The organism is Microvirga sp. Mcv34 (genome assembly GCF_024519725.1).
Lineage (GTDB): Bacteria > Pseudomonadota > Alphaproteobacteria > Rhizobiales > Beijerinckiaceae > Microvirga.
Genome location: NZ_JALJRK010000075.1, coordinates 1 through 20,684 on the forward strand (window position 1 = coordinate 1; position 20,684 = coordinate 20,684).

At 64.5% G+C, this 20,684-nt stretch carries 18 protein-coding genes; 13 read left to right on the forward strand and 5 right to left on the reverse strand.

Annotated elements, in window-relative coordinates; all coding sequences use genetic code 11:
- The 10 genes from istA to OC446_RS24420 all read left to right on the forward strand — a co-directional run.
- The coding region (istA, locus tag OC446_RS24375) for an IS21 family transposase (RefSeq protein ID WP_262031603.1) at nt 1-1,394 on the forward strand (1,394 nt) is incomplete at its 5' end.
- A complete protein-coding gene (gene istB / locus OC446_RS24380; RefSeq protein ID WP_262031604.1) occupies nt 1,391-2,200 on the forward strand; it encodes an IS21-like element helper ATPase IstB in 810 nt (269 codons plus the stop codon). The genes istA and istB, both read left to right, overlap by 4 nt.
- A gap of 1,115 nt (nt 2,201-3,315) precedes the next feature.
- Entirely contained in the window at nt 3,316-5,973 is a 2,658-nt protein-coding gene (locus OC446_RS24385; RefSeq protein WP_262031605.1) for an NAD-dependent epimerase/dehydratase family protein, read from the forward strand.
- Between the two features lie 10 nt (nt 5,974-5,983).
- Complete coding sequence (locus tag OC446_RS24390) at nt 5,984-6,799, forward strand: SDR family oxidoreductase (RefSeq protein WP_262031606.1); 816 nt, start codon at nt 5,984-5,986, stop codon at nt 6,797-6,799.
- Between the two features lie 15 nt (nt 6,800-6,814).
- Complete coding sequence (locus tag OC446_RS24395) at nt 6,815-8,608, forward strand: glycoside hydrolase family 15 protein (protein ID WP_262031607.1); 1,794 nt, start codon at nt 6,815-6,817, stop codon at nt 8,606-8,608.
- Nucleotides 8,609-9,289: 681 nt separating this feature from the next.
- Nucleotides 9,290-9,622: a four-helix bundle copper-binding protein gene (locus OC446_RS24400; RefSeq protein ID WP_262031608.1), complete on the forward strand. Its 333-nt coding sequence runs from the start codon at nt 9,290-9,292 to the stop codon at nt 9,620-9,622.
- A 90-nt stretch (nt 9,623-9,712) separates the two neighbouring features.
- Entirely contained in the window at nt 9,713-11,188 is a 1,476-nt protein-coding gene (locus OC446_RS24405) for a calcium-binding protein (protein WP_262031609.1), read from the forward strand.
- 162 nt (nt 11,189-11,350) lie between these two features.
- A complete protein-coding gene (locus tag OC446_RS24410; protein WP_262031610.1) occupies nt 11,351-11,893 on the forward strand; it encodes a DUF305 domain-containing protein in 543 nt (180 codons plus the stop codon).
- Between the two features lie 138 nt (nt 11,894-12,031).
- On the forward strand, nt 12,032-12,484 hold the full coding sequence (locus OC446_RS24415; protein ID WP_262031611.1) for a DUF305 domain-containing protein: 453 nt from the start codon (nt 12,032-12,034) through the stop codon (nt 12,482-12,484).
- Nucleotides 12,485-12,546: 62 nt separating this feature from the next.
- On the forward strand, nt 12,547-12,816 hold the full coding sequence (locus tag OC446_RS24420; protein WP_262031612.1) for a hypothetical protein: 270 nt from the start codon (nt 12,547-12,549) through the stop codon (nt 12,814-12,816).
- Between the two features lie 19 nt (nt 12,817-12,835).
- On the opposite strand, the gene OC446_RS24425 is transcribed toward OC446_RS24420, so the two are convergent.
- Nucleotides 12,836-13,063: a hypothetical protein gene (locus tag OC446_RS24425; RefSeq protein WP_262031613.1), complete on the reverse strand. Its 228-nt coding sequence runs from the start codon at nt 13,061-13,063 to the stop codon at nt 12,836-12,838.
- A 144-nt stretch (nt 13,064-13,207) separates the two neighbouring features.
- On the opposite strand from OC446_RS24425, the gene OC446_RS24430 reads away from it, so the two are divergent.
- Complete coding sequence (locus OC446_RS24430) at nt 13,208-14,515, forward strand: type II restriction endonuclease (protein ID WP_262031614.1); 1,308 nt, start codon at nt 13,208-13,210, stop codon at nt 14,513-14,515.
- Between the two features lie 159 nt (nt 14,516-14,674).
- Here the strand turns inward: OC446_RS24430 and OC446_RS24435 are convergent, their stop codons facing one another.
- On the reverse strand, nt 14,675-14,947 hold the full coding sequence (locus OC446_RS24435; RefSeq protein WP_262031615.1) for a heavy-metal-associated domain-containing protein: 273 nt from the start codon (nt 14,945-14,947) through the stop codon (nt 14,675-14,677).
- Between the two features lie 190 nt (nt 14,948-15,137).
- Here OC446_RS24435 and OC446_RS24440 point away from each other — a divergent pair, with 190 nt between their 5' ends.
- Nucleotides 15,138-17,687, forward strand: coding sequence for a heavy metal translocating P-type ATPase (locus OC446_RS24440; RefSeq protein ID WP_262031616.1), 2,550 nt, complete (start codon nt 15,138-15,140; stop codon nt 17,685-17,687).
- A gap of 13 nt (nt 17,688-17,700) precedes the next feature.
- On the forward strand, nt 17,701-18,156 hold the full coding sequence (gene cueR, locus OC446_RS24445; RefSeq protein ID WP_262031617.1) for a Cu(I)-responsive transcriptional regulator: 456 nt from the start codon (nt 17,701-17,703) through the stop codon (nt 18,154-18,156).
- Nucleotides 18,157-18,613: 457 nt separating this feature from the next.
- Here cueR and OC446_RS24450 read toward each other — a convergent pair whose 3' ends face one another.
- From OC446_RS24450 to OC446_RS24460, 3 genes are all read right to left on the reverse strand, one after another.
- The gene (locus OC446_RS24450) at nt 18,614-18,859 is read right to left on the reverse strand and encodes a DUF2933 domain-containing protein (RefSeq protein WP_262031618.1); all 246 of its coding nucleotides are present in this window, start codon (nt 18,857-18,859) and stop codon (nt 18,614-18,616) included.
- A gap of 134 nt (nt 18,860-18,993) precedes the next feature.
- On the reverse strand, nt 18,994-19,503 hold the full coding sequence (locus OC446_RS24455) for a hypothetical protein (RefSeq protein WP_262031619.1): 510 nt from the start codon (nt 19,501-19,503) through the stop codon (nt 18,994-18,996).
- 141 nt (nt 19,504-19,644) lie between these two features.
- Nucleotides 19,645-20,684: heavy metal translocating P-type ATPase (locus OC446_RS24460; protein ID WP_262031620.1), on the reverse strand; the 1,040-nt coding region annotated here is incomplete at its 5' end.

Consider the following 20,684-nt stretch of genomic DNA (forward strand, 5'->3'; position numbering starts at 1 on the left):
TCGACAAGGACCCGCGGCTGCCCTCCCAGAAGAAGGTTCCGCGCGGGCGCCGGCGCCCCGATCCGCTCGCGGGTGTCTGGGACAGCGAGATCGTGCCGCTGCTCCAGGCCGCCCCGAGCCTGCGGCCCGTGGCTCTCTTCGAGGAGATCGTCCGCCGCCATCCCGAGCTCGGCTCCGGCATCCGCCGCACGCTGGAGCGCCGCGTCCGCGCCTGGCGTGCCCTGCATGGTCCCGAGCAGGAGGTCATCTTCCGCCAGGTGCACGAGCCTGGGCGCATGGGCCTGTCCGACTTCACCGACATGGCCGATCTGGCCATCACGGTGGCCGGCCAGCCGCTCGAGCACCGGCTCTATCACTTCCGGCTCGCCTATTCCGGCTTCGAGCATGCCCATGTGGTGCTCGGCGGCGAGAGCTATGTCGCCCTGGCCGAGGGGCTGCAGAACGCCCTCTGGGCCTTGGGAGGCGCCCCTCGCGAGCATCGCAGCGACAGCCTCTCGGCCGCCTTCCGCAATCTCGATCGCGATGCCCGCGAGGACCTGACCCGGCGCTACGATGCCCTGTGCACCCATTACGGTATGGAGCCGAGCCGCAACAACACCGGCATCGCTCACGAGAACGGCTCGATCGAGAGCGTGCACGGCCATCTCAAGAAGGGGATCGAGGATGCCCTGCTGCTGCGTGGCGCACGCGACTTCGCCGATCTTTGTGCCTACCGCCGCTTCGTCGACGAGATCATCGGACGCCGCAATGCCCGCAATACCGCGCGCATCGAGGTCGAGCGCGCGGCCCTTCAGGAGCTGCCGGACCGGCGCACCGCCGATTACGAGGACGCCATCGTCACCGTGACCTCGACCAGTGGCTTCGTCCTGCGCAAGGTGTTCTACAGCGTGCCCTCGCGCCTGATCGGGCATCGGCTCCGGGTGCGCCTGTATGACGATCGCCTCGAGGTCTATCTCGGCGGCACGCACCAGATGACGCTGCCGCGCGGGCGGGCTCATCCCAACGGCCGGCACGGGCATGTGGTCGATTACCGGCATGTGATCCACTCGCTCAGACGCAAGCCCATGGCCCTGATGGGGCTGGTCTACCGCGATCAGCTCTTTCCCCGGCCAGCTTACGCCCGTGCCTTCGAGGCGATGTGTGCCAAACTGCCGGCCCGGGTTGCCTGCCGCACCATGGTCGACTTGCTGGCCTTGGCGCACGAGCGCGCCTGCGAGGCCGAACTCGCCGCCCACCTCGCTGCTGACCTTGAGGCTGGTCGGCTGCCGGATCTCAAGAGCTTGCGCGCGCTGTTCCGTCCGGATGCCGGTGCCGTGCCCGACATTGTGGTCTCTCATGTGCCGCTCAGTGCCTACGAGGAACTCGCCCGCGTGCATCAGGGAGAGGTCGCATGACGAGCCGCGATGCCATCGATGCCGGTCGCCTGACCCTGGCGCTCAACGACCTGCGGCTGCCGGCGATCAAGACGATCTGGCCGGACTTCGCCGCCCGCGCCGACAAGGAGGGCTGGCCGGCGGCCCGCTTCCTGGCGGCCCTGGCCGAACACGAGATGGCCGAGCGGGCCAGCCGGCGCATCCAGCGCCATCTCGACGAGGCCCGGCTGCCGCCCGGCAAGACCCTCGACAGCTTCGACTTCGAGGCGGTGCCGATGATCAGCAAGGCCCAGGTGATGGCGCTGGCGGCCGGGGACAGCTGGCTCGAGAAGGGGGCCAATCTGCTGATGTTCGGCCCGCCCGGGGGCGGCAAATCGCACCTGGCGGCGGCGCTGGGCCTGGCCCTGGTGGAGAACGGCTGGCGGGTGCTGTTCACCCGCACGACCGATCTGGTGCAGAAGCTGCAGGGCGCGCGGCGGGACCTGCAGCTCGAGGCGGCGATTGCCAAACTCGACAAGTACCATCTGCTGATCCTCGATGACCTCGCCTACGTCAGCAAGGATCAGGCAGAAACCAGCGTGATCTTTGAACTCATCGGTGCCCGGTACGAGCGTCGCTCGCTCCTGATAACGGCCAATCAGCCCTTTGGAGCCTGGAATTCGGTCTTTCCGGATCAAGCGATGACGCTGGCCGCGGTCGATCGTTTGGTGCATCACGCCACCATCTTCGAGATGAATGTCGAGAGCTACCGCCGCAGAGCCGCCCTTGAGCGTAAACGCGGTCCAGGCCGTCCGCCGACGCGCGCGACAATCAGAACCTCATCCTGATTGACGCCCGCAGCGACAATCAAGAAAGCGCTTGCATCTGTGTCGCGGCGCGACAATCATCGTCCTGCCGCGACAGCAAATCACTACCCTGATCGCCGCGCTCTCCATCCAGATCGTCGCGCTATAGTCGTACGTGGGTCCACACAGAGTTCAATGAATTGCTCCTACCCCTGACAATCTACTTGCTACCCCACCGCCTGCATTGCGCTGGATCAAACCGGCAGCCTGCCTTGTTTGAGGTGCACCATAGGCAGCTTCCGGACGCTGCGTTGAGCCTCGACCAGGATGGATCTCCAGGATCGATCTATGGTGTCCCCGACCGAATGCAAGCGTGGCGAAGCGAATCCGCGGAGCCGGGCGGTGGAGCGCGCATGCGTCCACGGATGCGGACGTCCTGATACACCATCCCAAACGTTCCAGTTCGCACGGGATCGTGCAAGCGCGATCCTTCTCACAGGACCAGGGTTGGGGAGCAGATTTTGGCCACTTTCCAGACAGGCCGAGGCAAGGCCCGCGGGAACAAGATCGAGGTGCTGCCGTTGGGACCTTGACCACAGAACAGGTGACGCGTTGGCTTACCTGCACCGCTTCATGTTCAGACGCCTTTTGGTCGCACTGGTCGCCTTCGGCCTCGTGGCTATGCCTTGGCATGGCGTGGCCCTGGCAGCCGGTCAGGCATCTGCGGTGGAATTTCCCCATGCTCGGGTCCTCCATCAAGGCGACCACAACCATGCCACCCCGGCGAAGGCCCATGCGGCGGGCCAGGGCTGCTGCCATCCCGCGTGCACCATGGCGGTCGTTCCATGTTCCCCTGGCCCTATCCAGGCCTGCCTTGTCTCAGCTTCCGTTCACGGCGCCCCTGACCTGATGCCGGCGCCGAATGTGCCATCGGGCCTCGACCGCCCCCCGAAACTCGCCTGACATTTTGTGCCTGTCCCTGGGTCTGAGCGGCAGGTCCGCTCGGCCAGGCGCGGGTGGCCGCCCCTCAGGCGGGCCACGAGGCCCAGACCGTTTCAGCGCGAGCGGCTCGGTGAACGAATTGGCAACCCTGCAGCCATGCCGTCGTGAATCGGACGCCTGCCCAGCACCGATGCGAGACAACGGGAGAGTTAAACATGCCAGACCATGAAGGTGTCGTCGTTCTGACGGGTGCGAGCGGCTTCATTGGCCGTGCCCTCATCAAGCGGCTCGCCGACCGCTACACGCTGGTCGCCCTCGACCGGGCCGGCCCCCCGGATCCGCCCGCGCCGGCGCACGCCGTCGATTTCGACCTGGGCTCCGACGAGAGGATCGCGGCGGCGCTGGACGAGATCCGTCGGCGCTTTGGCAATCGGATTGCCTCCGTCATCCACTTGGCCGCCTACTATGACGTCTCGGGCGAGCCGAACCCGCTCTACGACAAGGTCACGGTTCAGGGCACCCGTCGGCTCATCGATGGGTTCCAGGCATTCGAGGTGGAGCAGTTCGTGTTCGCCAGCACGATGCTGGTCCACAGGCCCACCGACCGGCCGGACGAAACCATCAACGAGGACTCGCCTGTCGACCCTTCCTGGGCCTATCCGGAGTCGAAGGTGCGCACGGAAGCCCTGCTGCGCGAGCGGCACGGCCGCATTCCGGTGGTCATGCTCCGCATCGCCGGCGTCTACGATGACCTCGGCCACTCGCCGTTCGTCGCCGAGCAGGTGGCGCGCATCTACGAGCACCGGCTCATCGCCCATTTCTACCCTGGCATGCTCTGCGCGGGGCAGTCGTTCGTGCACATCGACGACCTCGCCGACGCCTTCGCCCGGGTCATCGACCGCCGGCGGGAGCTCCCGCCGGAGCTGCCGCTTCTCGTCGGCGAGCCCGAGGCGCTCGGATACGCCGAGGTGCAGAACATCATCGGCGAGGCGATGCACGGCGAGGACTGGACGACGGTTCGGATCCCGAAACCTCTCGCCATGGCGGGCACATGGGTCCAGAACGAGGTGCTGGGCAGCGACGAGTTCATCAAGCCCTGGATGGTCGAGCAATCGAGCGACCATTACGTGCTCGACATCACCCTAGCGCGCCGGCTTCTCGGCTGGGAGCCGAAGCATTCGCTGCGGGAGACGCTGCCGAAGATGGTGGCGGCCCTCAAACGTGATCCCACAGGCTGGTACAAGGCGAACAAGCTTAATCCGGCGCTCGTCGCCTGGTACGGGCAACGGCCGTCACACGCCGTGGCGGCGGACGGCGGCATGGGCGAGGGAGCGCGTGCCGCGCAGAAGGCTCATGCCACGCATGATCACGCCGCGATGGAGCACCCGCCGGCGGGCAAGGGCGACCATGCGGATCATACCGGCCATGGTGGGATGACGGCTCCGGGCGGCCATGACCACATGGCGATGATGGAGGTGGACGCCCGCCGCACCCGCTGGGCGCACTTCGCCAACATCGGGCTGGGCTTGTGGCTCGCGGCCAGTCCCCTCGTGTACGATTCGGTGACGAGCGAGACGGTGAGCGCCGCTGTCCGGGCGATCACGGCCGAGCGCGGGCTGCCGTCGGTCGAATGGCGGGCGGGCGCTCTGATGGCGAGCGATGTCGTCAGCGGCCTATTGATCACCCTGTTCGGCACCCTTTCGCTGTCCAGGCGCACGGCGTGGTTCGCGCAGTGGGCGAACGCGTTCATTGGCATCTGGCTTCTGTTCGCGCCGCTGCTGTTCTGGAGCCCGAGCGCCGCCCAATACCAGAACGACCTTCTCGTGGGCTCCCTGGTGATCGCCTTCGCGGTGCTCGTGCCGATGATGCCCGGCATGAGCATGGCGGGCATGATGGACCCGAAGGTCGTCCCGCCGGGGTGGACCTATTGTCCTTCAACCGGCGCGCAGCGGCTTCCCATCGCCGCGATGGGGCTCATTGGGCTTCTGATCTCGCGCATGCTCACCGCCTACCAGCTCGGCCATGTCGACTATGCCTGGGAGCCGTTCTTCCTGGGCAACCCGGCCGATCCCCGCAACGGCACCGAGGAGATCATCACGTCCGACGTCTCACGAGCCTGGCCGATCCCAGATGCCGGCCTCGGTGCAGTGAGCTACATGCTTGAGATCCTGATGGCGGTCATGGGCACCCGCGACCGCTGGCGCACCATGCCCTGGATGGTGACCTTCTTCGGCATCCTCGTCATCCCGCTCGGGGTGGTGAGCGTCTACTTCATCATCATCCAGCCCATCATGATCGGCACCTGGAGCACGCCGGCGCTCGTTGCCGCGTTGGCGATGCTGGTCATGATCCCGTTCGCCCTCGACGAGGTGATCGCGATGGGGCAGTTCCTGTACTGGGCCCACCGGCAGGACAAGCCGCTGCTGCGCACCTTCTTCCGAGGCGATGCCGTGGACGGAGGCCGGGAGGACCAGTCCGACAACTTGGCCAGCCCGGCCAAGTTCTGGGCGGACACCTCGCGTGGCATCACCCTGCCATGGACGCTCGGGTTCACCATCCTGATCGGAGCCTTTCTGATGCTGACGCGGGTGTTCCTCGGCACGACGGGAGCGATGGCCAACAGCGACCACGTCATTGGGGCCTTAGCCATTACGGTCGCGATCATCGCGACGGCAGAGGTCGCCCGGGTGCTTCGTTTCATCAACGTGCCGCTCGGCGCTTGGCTGGTGATCGCGCCTTGGCTTCTCGACGGAGGATCCGGGATTGCCGCTGTCGTTGGCGTGATCCTGGGGCTCGCGCTGATCGGGCTCAGCCTGCCACGCGGACGCCGGACAGCCGAGCACTACGCCAGCTGGGACCGCTACATCATCTGAGGAGTGCCCCATGACCTTTGATCCTCGCCTTCCGCTTCGTGGCCAAAAGGCCCTCGTCAGCGGTGCCAGCTCCGGTATCGGCGCCGCTATCGCCAGTGCGTTCGGTGCCGCCGGAGCCGCCGTCGGCGTCAACTATCGTTCGCATCCCGAGGAGGCCGAGCGGATCGTCGAGGCGATCCGCGGCGCCGGCGGCGAGGCCATGGCGCTCAAGGCCGACGTATCACGCGAGGACGAGGTGCGCACGATGTTCGACGCCTTCGGCGACGCGTTCGGCCGCCTCGACGTCCTGGTCGCGAACTCCGGCATCCAGCGGGATGCCGCCTTTGCCGAGATGACGCTGGACCAGTGGCGCCGGGTCATCGACGTCAACCTCACCGGCCAGTTCCTGTGCGCCCGCGAGGCGGTGCGCCGGTTCCTGGCCCAAGCTCCGGACCCGTCGGTCTCGCGGGCGACGGGCAAGATCATCTGCATGTCGTCGGTGCACGAGGTCATCCCATGGGCGGGGCATGTCAATTACGCAGCCTCGAAGGGCGGGGTGATGCTGATGATGAAAAGCCTCGCGCAGGAGGTGGCGCAGGCCGGCATCCGGGTGAACGGCATTGCGCCGGGCGCCATCAGGACCCCGATCAACCGGGAAGCCTGGGAAACGCCCGAGGCGGAACGCAAGCTGCTCGAACTGATCCCCTATGCACGGGTCGGGGAGCCGGAGGACGTCGCCAGGGCGGCCGTGTGGCTGGCCTCCGACGCCTCCGATTACGTCGTCGGCACCACCCTCTTCGTCGATGGCGGGATGACGCTCTATCCGGGTTTCCGGGAGAACGGTTAGGCAGGAGGAGAGTTGATGCCATCCCGCATCGAGGATTACGCCCTAATCGGCGACTGCGAGACGGCGGCGCTGGTCGCGCGCGACGGCTCCATTGACTGGCTGTGCTGGCCCCGTTTCGATTCGAGCGCCTGCTTCGCGGCCCTGCTCGGGACCCCCGAGCACGGACGCTGGCTTCTCGCCCCGTCTGATCCGGCGCCACGCGTGCGCCGGCGCTACTGGGACGGGACACTGGTCCTGGAAACCAACTACGAGACCGCCGACGGTGCCGCCACGATCATGGACTTCATGCCGCCCCGCGGCACCGCCTCCGACCTGGTGCGGATCGTCCTCGGGCGCCGGGGGCAGGTTGCCATGCACACGGAGCTGGTGCTTCGGTTCGACTACGGCTCCGCCGTCCCCTGGGTCAGCCGGACAGAGGATGGAGCAGCGCTCCAGGCCATCGCCGGGCCTGACCTGGTCATCTTGCGCACGCCGGTTCCGGTGCACGGCAAGGGTTTTCGGACTGTTGGCGAGTTCACCGTGTCTCAGGGCGAGGTGGTCCCCTTCGTCCTCTCCTATGGCCCGTCCCATCTCCCGCCTCCCGAGGCGATAGACCCCCTGGCTGCCCTGCGTGACACCGAGGCGTTCTGGCAGGAGTGGTCAAGCCGTTGCCAGCACACGGGTCCTTGGCGGGACGCCGTGGTGCGCTCGCATATCACCCTCAAAGCCCTGACTTATCGGCCCACCGGCGGGATTGTGGCGGCGCCCACAACCTCGCTGCCGGAGCAGCTCGGTGGTGCCCGCAACTGGGATTACCGTTTCTGCTGGTTGCGCGACGCCACCCTGACCCTCCTGTCCCTGATGGATGCCGGGTACAGGGACGAGGCCGAGGCCTGGAGGGCTTGGCTGCTGCGGGCTGTCGCGGGCAGTCCGCAGCAGATGCAGATCATGTACGGCATCGCGGGCGAGCGGCGCCTCAGCGAGTGGGAACCCTTCTGGCTCCCAGGCTACGAGGCCTCCGAACCGGTCCGCATCGGCAACGCCGCTTACAGCCAGCGCCAGATCGATGTGTTCGGCGAAGTGATGGACGCCCTGTACCAGGGCCGACGTGGTGGGCTCCCCACACTGGAGGCCGGCTGGGCGCTGCAAAGAGACCTGGCTGGCCACCTGGAGAGCATTTGGGACCAGCCCGACGAAGGGATCTGGGAGGTTCGAGGTGGACAGCGGCACTTCACGCACTCCAAGGTCATGGCCTGGGTTGCATTCGACCGCATGATCCGCAGTGCCGAGGAGTTTGGGTTGGAAGGCCCCCTCGACCGGTGGCGTCAGCTCCGGCAGCGGATCCATGATGACGTGTGCGGCACAGGCTTCGATCCTGAGCTGGGTAGTTTCGTTCAGTCGTACGGGTCCAAGCACCTCGACGCGAGTCTGCTTTTGCTTCCATTGGTCGGATTCCTGCCGCCAGGCGATCCGAGGGTCCAGGGAACCGTCAGGACCATCGAGCAGCGCCTGCTTGTCGATGGCACGTTCGTCCTTCGCTACGACACGGCAGAGGCGGCTGACGGCCTGCCGCCGGGCGAGGGAGCATTTCTGGCCTGCAGCTTCTGGCTGGTTGACAATCTCGTCCTGCAGGGCCGTCGCGAGGAGGCTCGGGGGATGTTCGAACGTCTGCTGGCCTTGCGCAACGACGTCGGACTGCTGGCTGAGGAGTACGATCCTGTTGCACGTCGTCAGGTCGGGAACTTTCCGCAGGCGTTCAGCCATCTCGCCCTCGCCAACAGCGCCCGCAATCTCGCATTGGGCGACAAGCATGCTGCTCACCGGACCTGAAACCTGAAAAGGTGGGAGGAACGCTGTGCGGCCGCTGCACGAAATTTGAGCCGGACGTACGTGGCACGTTCAAGCGTGGCAGGGGAACAAATCAAAGCGGCTGTCGTTGGCGCCACAACCCCTGCAACGGACGGTGCCGTGGCCAACCTGCTTCGCCTTGTGCTGACCCGCTTCCTGATCGCGATGATCGCCATCGCGCCCGTGAGCGCGTCATGGCACGGGACCGCCCAAGCCGCTATCCGAGGTCCCGCAATGCATGCTCAAGCTGTGCAGGATAGGCACGAGCATGCGATGCATAGCCGAGCGGACCACAAGCATTCCGCTCCAGGCAAAGCGCATGGGGCAGGACTGATTTGTTGCCATCCCGCCTGTACAATGGCTGTCGTCCCTATGCCGGCTATTCCGGTGCAGGCTCTGTCCATCTCTGCTCCGCTTCTGGTTGTGGGTGACCGCATCCCCCTACCTGAAGCTTCGTCTGGCCCCGACCGCCCCCCCAAGCTCGCGTAATTTCCCGCGCATCAACACTGCATTCGCGGTGTGACGGCGCGCCTGCGTCCAACCGGCCATTCTATCATAGAGGCCTGCCGGCAGGACATTTCTTAGCGAGCGGCTAGGCACAATTCCGCGTCCCCAGCCATGCCGCAAGTCACGCGGACGCCTGTTCTAACCTTGGAGATGGACATGCACCAGATCTCCCCTGAGATGCAATCTTGTATCGACGAATGCCTGCGCTGTTACCAATCCTGTTTCGGGATGGCAATGACCCACTGCCTGGAGCAGGGTGGCAAGCATGTGGAGCCGAGCCATTTCCGCCTCATGATGGCCTGCGCCGAGATCTGCAAGACCTCAGCTAACTTCATGCTGATGAACTCGCCCCACCACAAGCACACCTGTCGGGAATGTGCTGAGATCTGCGAGGAGTGCGCCCGATCATGCGAGCAGGTCGGCGACATGCAGGATTGTGTTGAAGCCTGCCGCCGTTGCGCCGAGAGCTGCCGGAAAATGGCGGCCTGACGTCTCTTGGACTGATCTCAGCCCGATTTGCCTGATGTACCCCCTTCAACTTGGGTCGTCACTTGCCCCAGCAACAAAGGACGAAATCCTATGACACACAAGCGCGATGATCATTACTTGGAAAGCTCACCCTTCGGTGGAGCCACGAATGAAACGTTCGGCGACGTGAACCTCTTCATCGGCCGGAAGCATCTCGATCTGTACCTTGGCACAAGCCTAAAGGATTTCGCCTTCGGCCGAAGCGGAAGCGACTTCCTGCGAGGTCGAGGCATGGATGATGACCTCTTGGGAGGCAAGGGCAGCGATTTCCTGTGGGACGATGCCGGCATGGATCACCTCGATGGAGGTGATGGGCACGACATCCTCATCAGTGGCTCTGAAGCCGATGGTCTGCGGGGAGACCGTGGCAACGACTACCTCGACGAAGGCGTCGGCCACGGCGACCTCGAAGGCGGACGTGGTGACGACACCCTAGTTGGTGGTCCCGGCGGCGACGCCTTCGTGATCTCCCCGGACAGCGGTCATGATGTCATCGAGGACTTTGATGCGGGTCCCGGGATGCTCGACCACCTCGCTATCCGCGACATAGAACCCGAGGATCTTCACTTCGAGGACACCGATCGTGGAGTTCTGATCAGCTGGAACAATGGCGAGGGCTCGGTTCTCCTCGAAGGTGTTGAAAAAACGGAGCTGGCTCAAGACGACTTCATGTTCGCGGAGGATCGCAAAGTCATTCAGCCGACGAGCGCGGATGCGGACCATGTCACGGCAGTGGAATTCGCCAGGGATGAGGGCGAGGCGCTCATCCCTCCGGCTCTCGGTGCTGACGAACGGGCGGCTGCCTGGTTCCGCTTTGACGACTTCAACATCAAGTTCGGCGGCAGTGGTGACGATACTTTCCTGGGCACGGATCAGCGAGATTTTTTCTTTGGTCTCGAGGGCAGCGACCAGCTTTCCGGCGAAGCCGGTGACGACGACCTGGTCGGGGGCGGAGGCGATGACACGGCCGTTGGTGGCGATGGCATGGATCACCTGAAGGGTGAGGACGGCGACGACGAACTCTTCGGTGGCGACATGGCTGACAATGTCATGGGCGAGATGGGCAATGATGTCGTGGCTGCGGGCGCTGGCCATGACATGCTGGAAGGAGGCATGGGCGACGACACCCTCGATGGAGGTGATGGCGCCGATGCCTTCATCGTCTCGCCTGATAGCGGCAACGATGTTGTCGTTGGCGGTTTCGATGCTGGTCCGGGCGCATTCGATCACCTCGCATTGCGCGACATCACACCTGATCAAGTCACCGTAGCGGACACCGCGCAGGATGGCGAGCAGGGTGTGCTCGTCAGTTGGAACACCGACGAGGATGCTGCGGCGGAAGGTTCGATCTTCCTCTTGGGCCTGTCGAAGAACCAAATGGCTCAAGACGACTTTATGTTCAATGCGGACGATGCCCGCGAAGGCGGGTTCATAAACGACACTGCCATCACTCGTGAGGGATCCTTGCTGATCTTCCAGGGCGGGACCGTGGCTACTGTTGGTCAGGCAGATTACGACCTGCTGTAGAGCTTCGTCAGTCGAAAACTGCCGTGGGGAGGAGCGCCGCCCCTCGGCATATCTTACTGGTTCAGCCCAGATGAAACTGGCAGTCCCGCGGATTTTGCCGCTGCACCAGGAGCCGCCGCAGCAGGCGGACCAATTACTAGTGAAACTTGAAGGAGAACTGTCATGAAGACTCGTACCATACTCATCCTGAGCACCGTTGCCTCCATCATTGCTTCAAGTGCCATCGCTCAGCAGAACCAGGGCAGCTCATCGTCCGGTCAGTCGCAGCAAACCGAAATTCAGCTTCCGGAAGCGTGCCGCACCGCCGCCCAGGCCAGCGCACAGGGCGATACGATGAAGAAGATGCAGGACATGCAGGCCAGCATGTCCCAGAGCATGCAAAGCGGTATGCAGGGCATGATGGGCCAGATGAACGAGACCCAGAAGGGCCTGCATGAAGCAATGATGAAGATGAACAGTCCAATGATGACCGGCATGATGGCGAAGGATCCTGATGTGGCGTGGGTCTGCGCTATGATTCCCCACCACCAGGGCGCCATTGCCATGGCCCGAGCCGGCCTGAAGGGTGCAGACAACGCTGAGTCCAAGGAGTTGGCGGAGAAGAACATCAAGGAAAACGAGAAGAGCATGAAGGAACTGGTCGCTTGGGTCGAGAAGCATGCCCAGAGCGAGAACAAAAACGAGACGACCGGTTCCACCAAGTAGCAACGCCAAGTCCAGCCGCAATGCAAGCCGCTCCTCATGTTTGGGAGGAGCGGCTTGCACTCCAAACATGTCTGGTCGGAACCATCATGGGTTCCTCGACTGAGGCATTGCGCTGAGCTTTTCAATGAGGACTTGAAGATGCCCAAATACGTTCGTTTCGGCGCGATGATCGCGACGTCCACAATCGTGATGTTTGGTTTAATGTACCTGAACGTCTATAGCTTCGGCCATGCCTACTTCAGCGAGACTAGGGCCTACATGGCCCTGGTGATGGGCGCTACGATGGCTGTCATCATGTTGGCCTTCATGCTAGGCATGTACGCTAACACAAAGGCAAACCTAGCCATCTTTATCGGCGGCGTCGTCGTGTTCTCGGGCGCCCTCTATCTGGTCCGCAGCCAGGACACGGTGGAGGACGTCGCCTGGATGAAGGCCATGATCCCGCATCACTCCATTGCCATCCTGACGAGCGAACGGGCGAACATCTCGGATCCAAGGGTCAAGGCGCTCGCCGATCAGATCATCAGTTCGCAGCGCAAGGAGATCGACGAAATGAGAACCCTCATTCAGGAGTTGGAAGGCGCCGGGTAGAAGCAGGCTGCCAGCAGCTCATGAGGGCGCCCGTATTGGGCAACTCACCAGGGAGCAACGTGATGCAGGATCAAGATCCAGCCCCGAGGACAGACGACTTCCGGATCGAACGCGACGGCAACAAGCTCGTGCTGACGTTCACCCCAGACGGGCGTTCCTACACGTTCTCGGTCGATGGCGACCGGCTGTCGGAGCCCTCGGTCTCGCTGGCGCAGGCCAACGCCAGCGACTACGTGGAGGACGAGGTTCGCAGGACCGCGACCGAGCTCGCCCGACTGGCGCTGACGGGAGCGCCGTCAGGAAAACGCGCGGATCCAATCCCTCCTGCCTGAAGGAGTTTGTCCTCAGGACTTACAAGGTGACAGGGATGACCTGCGGCGGCTGCGCGGCGGTGGTCACGCGAGCGATCAGCGCCAGCTCGGCGACGACACCGCGATCGAGGTGGACCCCGCCAAGGGCGAGATCCGGGTCACTAAATCCACGGATCCGCGGATCGTGAGCTTCGCCATCCAGGGCACCAGCAACATGGTCGAAAGCGTCCCTCACTGAACAAGCAGCCTGTGATTGTGCCGGCACCATTTGACGCGGTGTCCTATTAGGCTACGAAGCCGGATGCCTCACGTCGGCTGGATGGCAGCGCTGCGCGGCTCGCATAGGTCTGACGGTTGCAGATTATGTGCAGCCGGGGAAGCATTAGGCTGAGAACAAAAACAGGGACAAGGAATGGAACTGGGGCAGACTTGGACGGGCGAACTCATTCGGCACTGGCGTGATGATCCGGGCGGAACCTACCGCACCTGGTTCCTCTGGGAGGAGCGAATTAAGAACTTCCGCTCGATTCGCCGCGGTATTCAGGCGGTAATCGACGAGATCCGCGCCGACCGCTTCGGCAACGCGTATCGGGGCTCGTCGCTAGAGACCGTGCTCGACTCGATTGCGGAGCAGCGCCAAGTCTTCAAGGGGGCTGACCACGCCTTCATGTGGAAGCCGAAGCTTCGCATTCCAGACATCTATGAAAACCGCGATAACCAAGTTGCCTTCGGTCGCTTTCTCGACGTCTGCCTCTGTTGCAGCGGCGAAGGCCAAGTCGTCAGCGCTATCCACGCGCTGGACAAAGCAGCCATCAAGGGGCTCGGTCCTGCGGCTGCCAATCTGCTGTACTTCCTGCACCCGACCTGGGTGCCGCCCTTCAACACTGCCATCGTAAAGGGCTACAACGCGCTTACAGGGGCCAACGTGAAACTTGGACGTTGGGACCAGTATCTTGCGATGCGGAGGGGCATCCTGGAAATCAATGCCGCTCACCGCTCACTGCTGTCGAACGACCTCGGCGCCGCGGCGGCCTTCCTGTTCGACGTCGGCTCCGGGCGCTATCCCCTTCTAGAACGGGACGGCACCGCTTCCTTGGAGCGCTGGCGTCGCGACCTCGACGAGGTGCGGGCAGAGTCGGCAGCAGCCAGTAAGGCGGCGCAGGCGGCACGTGAAGCGGATCACACCCACACTGAGATCCAGGGCTGGATCCGTGACCTGGGATTGGCGCTCGGCTACCGCGTCTGGGTTGCCGCGAACGATGGCGGCCGCCCATTCGGTGTCGGCCGGCTCTCCGATGGTTGCATGGACCGGCTTCCTGATCCTCTTGGCCGAAGTGCCTCGGCGGACGCGATCCGGCTGATCGACGTGCTCTGGGTGGACCCTGCCGACGCCGTGGTTGCGGCCTTCGAGGTCGAGCACACGACCAGCATCTACTCCGGCATCGTGCGCATGCTCGACCTTGCCTTGGGCATCGAGGGCGCCGCGGCCCGCAACTTCTTCCTGGTCGCCCCGGACGACCGGGAGGCGGACGTGCGCGCGCAGTTCGCCCGGCCGGCCTTTTCCAGGGTCGGTGAGCTCGACCTTCGCTACCTGCCCTACAGCGAGCTTCGGGCTCACCGCGAGGCCATCGCGCGCTTCGGCACCGGCCTCAAGGGCGTCCTGGCCATTGCGCGTCCGGTCCAGCCGGCTCCGGCGGCTGTCCGGACAGGAACTATTTGAACGTCACGGCTCTGGGGTTGGGCGCATGGTAGCCTGCGGGAGGTACCGGCGCCGGTAAGTGCGTGTGCCAAGCAAGCAGAAGGGAACTCCTCCAGCTCCGCTGTGAAGAAAACCGCCGGAGAGTGGAGCCCGCATGGGATTCCTGCGGGCTACCTTAAATCAGACGTGAGCCAGCGCCTCGCTTGGGGTGTAGCCGGCCGCAGTCACGAGATCCTTGATCGCAGCCAAGTCGGCGGCGCCCCGGACCGAGACAAGTTTCGACGCCACGTCCGTGTGCACCTGAGTTCCGGGGAGTCCGGTCTCAATGGTTTTGGTGATAGTGCCAGCGCAGTGGCCGCAAGTCATGTCCTCCACCCGCAGAGTCAGCGTGTCCGGACTTTGCTTCGCGGCGACGACCGCGCCTTGGGACTGATGGGTTGCACATCCGCACATGATCTTTCGCTCCCTTCGAGTGTTGACGATAAAAGGAGAGTGAGGCTTCCCACGGTGGTAAGGTCAATAGCCTTTTTTATCGGTGCCTCGCGACCCACCCAACAGCACGGGAGACCTCACAAAAGCGCTTGACCTTGCCATAATGGGAAGGACTACACCAGGTGCCAGACAGTTCTCTGAGGAGACGAAAGTGGCTCATCAAACATCAGCTCAACAGCAATCGCTCCCAGCAGCGACCATTGATATACCTGTCCAGGGGATGACCTGCGCCTCCTGCGTGGGGCGGGTCGAGAAGGCGATCCGCGCCGTCGAAGGCGTCGACGCCGCCAACGTCAACTTGGCGACCGAGCGGGCCCATGTCTCTCTGAAGCCGGGGGTCACCAACCTCATGCCGGTGGCTGAGGCCATCCGCCGGGTTGGCTACGAACCCCTTGAGGAGACCGTTGACCTGAAGATTACCGGCATGACCTGCGCCTCGTGCGTCGGACGTGTCGAAAAGGCGCTCAGGGCCAGTCCCGGTGTGCTTGACGCATCGGTCAACCTCGCGACCGAGCGGGCTTCCGTCCGCGTGCTTGGGGGCTCCGGCATGACTGGAACGCTCATCGCCGCTATCGAGAGAACCGGCTATGAGGCGGAGCCCGCCCGCAGCGGTGCGGAGCAGACCGACCGGGAGCGCGCGGCTCGCGAGGCCGAGTTGGCCTCGCTGCGCCGGTCGGTCATCCTAGCCGCCATCGCGACTGTGCCGTTGCTGGTCTTCGAGATGGGGGCGCATCTGTTCGAAGACGTTCACCACTTCCTGGCCGGAAGCATCGGCGACGGCACGGTCCGGATCCTGTCCTTCCTCCTGGCGACTTTCGTGCAGTTCGGCCCTGGACTGCGCTTCTACGTCAAGGGCTGGCCGGCGCTCCTGCGGGGCGCGCCCGACATGAACTCGCTCGTGATGCTCGGAACGACGGCCGCTTACGGCTATTCGGTCGTTTCGACGTTCGCACCCGGTCTTCTACCAGAGGGCACCGACTACACCTATTACGAGGCCGGCGCCGTGATCGTCACCCTGATCCTGCTCGGGCGCTGGTTCGAGGCGCGTGCTAAAGGACGCACCAGCGAGGCGATCCGGCGTCTCTTGACCCTGCAGGCCAAGACCGCCCGGGTCATACGCGAGGGCCAGGAGGTCGAAGTCGGCATCGATGCCGTGCGGCCGGGCGATTTCGTCGTGGTGCGCCCGGGCGACAAGGTCCCGGTGGACGGCGAGGTGGTCGAGGGCGCGTCCTACGTCGACGAGTCGATGATTACTGGCGAGCCGGTCCCGGCCCAGAAAGGTGTCGGCGCCTCCGTGGTCGGCGGCACCATCAACAAGACTGGCGCGTTCCGCTTCCGCGCTACGAAGGTCGGCGCCGATACCCTGCTGGCCCAGATCGTCCGCACGGTCGAGGAGGCGCAGGGCTCGAAGCTCCCTATTCAGGCTCTCGTCGACCGGGTGACGGCGTGGTTTGTGCCGGCCGTGATGGCTGCCGCCGCCCTCACCTTCCTGGTCTGGCTCGTCTTCGGACCGGAACCGGCGCTCACCTTCGCGCTGGTCAATGCGGTCGCCGTGCTGATCATCGCCTGCCCCTGCGCCATGGGTTTGGCCACGCCCACCTCCATTATGGTCGGCACCGGCAAGGCCGCAGAGATGGGTGTCTTGTTCCGTCGCGGGGAGGCACTGCAGGCCCTCAGGGACGCCAACGTCATCGCCCTCGACAAGACCGGGACTCTGACAAAGGGACGCCCCGAGCTCACTGACATCACGGCTGCGCCTGGCTTCGACGAACCCGACGTTCTGCGCTTGGTGGCGGCTGTGGAGACACGCTCTGAGCACCCGGTCGCGGAAGCTATCGTTGCCGAGGCGCGGCGCCGTGGGCTTGAGCTGCCGGCCCCCGCTTCGTTCGAGGCCGAGCCCGGCTTCGGGGTAAAGGCCGAGGTCGAGGGACGTCGCGTCGATGTCGGGGCCGACCGCTTGATGCGCCAGCTCGGTCTCGACGTCTCCGCATTCTCCGATGCGAGCTCACGCCTTGCGGACGAAGGCAAAACACCGCTCTATGCCGCCGTCGACGGCCGCCTCGCCGCTGTGATTGCGGTCGCCGACCCGATCAAGGAGACCACACCCGCAGCGGTTAATGCCCTGCATGGGCTAGGTTTGAAGGTGGTGATGATCACTGGCGACAACCGTCGCACTGCAGACGCAATCGCCAAGCGGCTCGGCATCGACGAAGTCGTCGCGGAGGTCCTGCCCACCGACAAGGCTGATGTGGTCAAGCGCTTGCAAGCCGGCGCATCAGTGCGGGTCGCCTTTGTTGGGGACGGCATCAACGACGCCCCGGCGCTGGCACAGGCCGATGTGGGGCTCGCCATCGGCACCGGCACCGACATTGCCATCGAGAGCGCCGACGTCGTCCTCATGTCGGGCGATTTGCGCAATGTGCCCAACGCCATCGCGCTCAGTGCGGCAACCATCCGCAACATCCAGCAGAACCTGTTCTGGGCCTTTGGCTACAACGTGGTGCTGATTCCGGTGGCGGCAGGAGCTCTTTATCCGGTCTTCGGAATCCTCATGTCGCCGATTTTCGCCGGCTTGGCGATGGCCTTCTCCAGCGTCAGCGTGCTCACCAATGCGCTGCGCCTGCGTGGCTTCGCACCGCCGTTCCCGGCGAGCGCGGCGGACGCTCAGGCGACGCCACGCCAGCTGGCTCCTGCAGAATAAAAGGAAAAACGCCATGAATATCGGTGCAGCATCCAAAGCCTCCGGCGTCTCGGCAAAGATGATCCGGTACTACGAGAGCATCGGGCTGCTAGCTAAGGCAGCCCGACGTGAGAACAGCTATCGGGACTTCGACGAGCGTGATATCCACGATCTACGCTTCATCAAACGGGCGCGAACGCTCGGCTTCTCAGTCGAGGAGATCACCCGCCTGCTCGGGCTCTGGCGTGACGCGCAGCGTCCGAGCCGTGAGGTCAAGCAGATCACCGGCGCCCACATCGCCGATCTGGAAACCCGCATCGCAGAGATGCAGGGAATGGTGGCGGCGCTCAAGCACCTCTCCGCTCACTGCCACGGCGATGATCGCCCGGCATGCCCGATCCTGCAGGACCTCGGCGGACCCGAGATCAGCTCGGCTTCGCCGCAGGACAAGAGGAAGCGAGCTGCCGGCCTGCGCGAAGCTGCTCTCTAACGGGACCCTGCGGGCGAGAATTCGTTCCTTACAGCTTTCGCTGCACCCCATGTTCCTCGAGGCGACGAACTCGAAAAGCTCATCGCCAGGGCGCAAGGACAGTGAACTAAGGGCAGGTTCGGACGGACATAGGAAGAAGGCACTATCTTCATGAGGAGCCACACGTCAGATCAACCGTGTGGATCTTGCCGCAATCCCAAGCGCCGCCACCCCGAGAAGGGCCCAACAGCTCCAATTGGCGACGGGCGCCCACCAGACGTCAGGTGCTCCAGCCTGCCGCTCTAGACGGTGCTTGTCGAGCATTCCCCAGCCATGCACCACCATACCAATCAACAGGAGCGGAGGCCGATGCCCCAGAGAAATTCGCTGCCAAGCACTCCAAGGCCAGTCCCGATTACGATCGCGCCTACGCCCAACGTGAGCTCGGCCAGCCGCAGCCGCTCCGGCTTGGCGACGGTCACTCGCGCTTGCCGTGATGATGGCCGTGGCCCCGATGCATGAACAGGTGCATCAGTGGGCAGGCCAGCAGCAGCAGGTAGGGCAGGGCGGCCAGAATGTGGCCCGTGTGGGTCGCGAACAGGTAGATGCCAAGGGCCGCCAGGACCAGCGTCACAGCCCAGCCCAGGGGTGTGCCGACCAAAGTGGCCCGCCAGTTCCTTGACGGTGGCAACGAGCGGTTCGGCATGGCGTTGGGGGTGTTCATGGCTCGGCCTCCCGATCAGGACAGGGGCAACTCTGAACCTTCTGCGGACCACCGGCCTTGATCTCGCTCAAACATCGATCATGCTGACGGGTGCCGGGGCATCCCGGCCGCAGCGATGGCGTGCCGAGCGCCTTTCAGCGCGGCTGCGTCATCTCGTCGAACGGGCTCTGATTGCTCGCCTCGGAGGCGCCGGTGAATCGCTCTCTGTCACGGCCTGGCGGGGCAGGAGACCGAGGCAGGAAAAGCGTCCCTGGCGCTTCCGGCCGCTCTCCTCCCACGCCACTGACCGCCCTTCGGCGGCGATCGGCGGCCAACTTCTCCAGTGCACCGGAAATGCGCCCTAACGGGGTGCCGAAGTCCGGGAGGTCGATCAGCGCCAGCAACAGCCCTGCAACCCAAAAGGCATGGATGTGGGTGAACATGGCGAGCAAGCCCAGTACGGCCACGATTTCATACTGAATCTTCTGGGACTTATGAGCAATGTGATCGGGGAGGTGGTGCAGCCTCATGTAGAGGAGACCGACCGCGAGCACGAATGCGACCAGGAAGATCCCCATCCCGACCATGAGATAATCTGTGCCACCGGGCGACGAAATGAAGATCGGCAACGAGTGCGGTGCCGACGGGTGCATCGAGGGTGTCACGGCCTGCCCTCCGCAGAAAGGCGTGTGTCCCACTCTGCAAAGCTACCACATTCTTCAACTCAGCGCCACGCGGGCGCCGCCCGCCTCCCACTTGTTGAGGTTATCGGAACCTTCCTCCATAGGCTCCGTCCGGCCAGGCCGTCACAGCCGCACCGTCCGCAGGCGGATGGCGTTGCCGATCACGCTCACTGACGACAGTGCCATGGCCGCCGCCGCGATGATCGGCGACAGCAGGATGCCGAAGAGCGGGTACAGCATGCCTGCCGCCACCGGCACCCCGAGGGCGTTGTAGATGAAGGCGAAGAACAGGTTCTGGCGGATGTTGCGCATGGTCGCCTGGGACAGCCGACGTGCCCGCACGATGCCGGTCAGATCCCCCTTGAGCAGCGTCACGCCCGCGCTTTCCATGGCGACATCGGTGCCGGTCCCCATGGCGATGCCGACATCCGCCGCCGCCAGAGCCGGAGCGTCATTCACGCCATCGCCCGCCATGGCGACCACGCGCCCCGCGCGCTTGAATTTGTCCACCACCGCGCTCTTCTGGTCGGGCAGCACCTCGGCCTCGACCTCGTCGATCCCGAGCCGCTTGGCGACCGCCTTCGCGGTCGTCCAGTTGTCGCCCGTCAGCATCACGACGCGGATACCCTCCTCCTTTAGGCCGGCCAGCGCCTCAGGCGTCGTTGCCTTCACCGGGTCGGCGATGGCGATGGCACCCGCCACCTCCCCGTCGACGCCGGCGAAGATCGCCGTCGCGCCGTCCTCGCGCAGCCTGTCCGCTTGCTCGGCGAGAGGGCTGACGTCAATGCCGTGCTCCGCCAGGAACTTGGCGCTGCCGAGCACGACGCGCTTGCCCTCCACGGTGCCCAGCGCACCCTTGCCGGTGGGCGAGTCGAACTCCGTGACCGGAGCCGTTGCGATACCCTGCTTCTCGGCCGCCTCGACAATGGCCAGGGCGAGCGGGTGTTCGCTCGGCCGCTCGGCGCTGGCCGACAGGCGCAGGACCTCGGCCTCGGTGAAGCCCTGAGCGGGGACGATGGCCGTCACGGCGGGCCTGCCCTCGGTCAGGGTTCCCGTCTTGTCGACCACCAGCGTGTCGACCTTTTCCATGTGCTCGAGGGCCTCGGCATTCTTGATCAGCACGCCGGCCCCGGCGCCGCGGCCGACGCCGACCATGATCGACA

What these genes read in the sequence shown, in the direction of transcription:
- OC446_RS24385 (WP_262031605.1), top strand. Translation starts at nt 3,316, where the DNA reads ATGCCAGACCATGAAGGTGTCGTCGTTCTGACGGGTGCGAGCGGCTTC.
- OC446_RS24390 (WP_262031606.1), top strand. Translation starts at nt 5,984, where the DNA reads ATGACCTTTGATCCTCGCCTTCCGCTTCGTGGCCAAAAGGCCCTCGTC.
- OC446_RS24420 (WP_262031612.1), top strand. Translation starts at nt 12,547, where the DNA reads ATGCAGGATCAAGATCCAGCCCCGAGGACAGACGACTTCCGGATCGAA.
- OC446_RS24410 (WP_262031610.1), top strand. Translation starts at nt 11,351, where the DNA reads ATGAAGACTCGTACCATACTCATCCTGAGCACCGTTGCCTCCATCATT.
- OC446_RS24430 (WP_262031614.1), top strand. Translation starts at nt 13,208, where the DNA reads ATGGAACTGGGGCAGACTTGGACGGGCGAACTCATTCGGCACTGGCGT.
- istB (WP_262031604.1), top strand. Translation starts at nt 1,391, where the DNA reads ATGACGAGCCGCGATGCCATCGATGCCGGTCGCCTGACCCTGGCGCTC.
- cueR (WP_262031617.1), top strand. Translation starts at nt 17,701, where the DNA reads ATGAATATCGGTGCAGCATCCAAAGCCTCCGGCGTCTCGGCAAAGATG.
- OC446_RS24435 (WP_262031615.1), bottom strand. Translation starts at nt 14,947, where the DNA reads ATGTGCGGATGTGCAACCCATCAGTCCCAAGGCGCGGTCGTCGCCGCG.
- OC446_RS24415 (WP_262031611.1), top strand. Translation starts at nt 12,032, where the DNA reads ATGCCCAAATACGTTCGTTTCGGCGCGATGATCGCGACGTCCACAATC.
- OC446_RS24405 (WP_262031609.1), top strand. Translation starts at nt 9,713, where the DNA reads ATGACACACAAGCGCGATGATCATTACTTGGAAAGCTCACCCTTCGGT.
- OC446_RS24425 (WP_262031613.1), bottom strand. Translation starts at nt 13,063, where the DNA reads ATGGTGCCGGCACAATCACAGGCTGCTTGTTCAGTGAGGGACGCTTTC.
- OC446_RS24400 (WP_262031608.1), top strand. Translation starts at nt 9,290, where the DNA reads ATGCACCAGATCTCCCCTGAGATGCAATCTTGTATCGACGAATGCCTG.
- OC446_RS24395 (WP_262031607.1), top strand. Translation starts at nt 6,815, where the DNA reads ATGCCATCCCGCATCGAGGATTACGCCCTAATCGGCGACTGCGAGACG.
- OC446_RS24450 (WP_262031618.1), bottom strand. Translation starts at nt 18,859, where the DNA reads ATGAACACCCCCAACGCCATGCCGAACCGCTCGTTGCCACCGTCAAGG.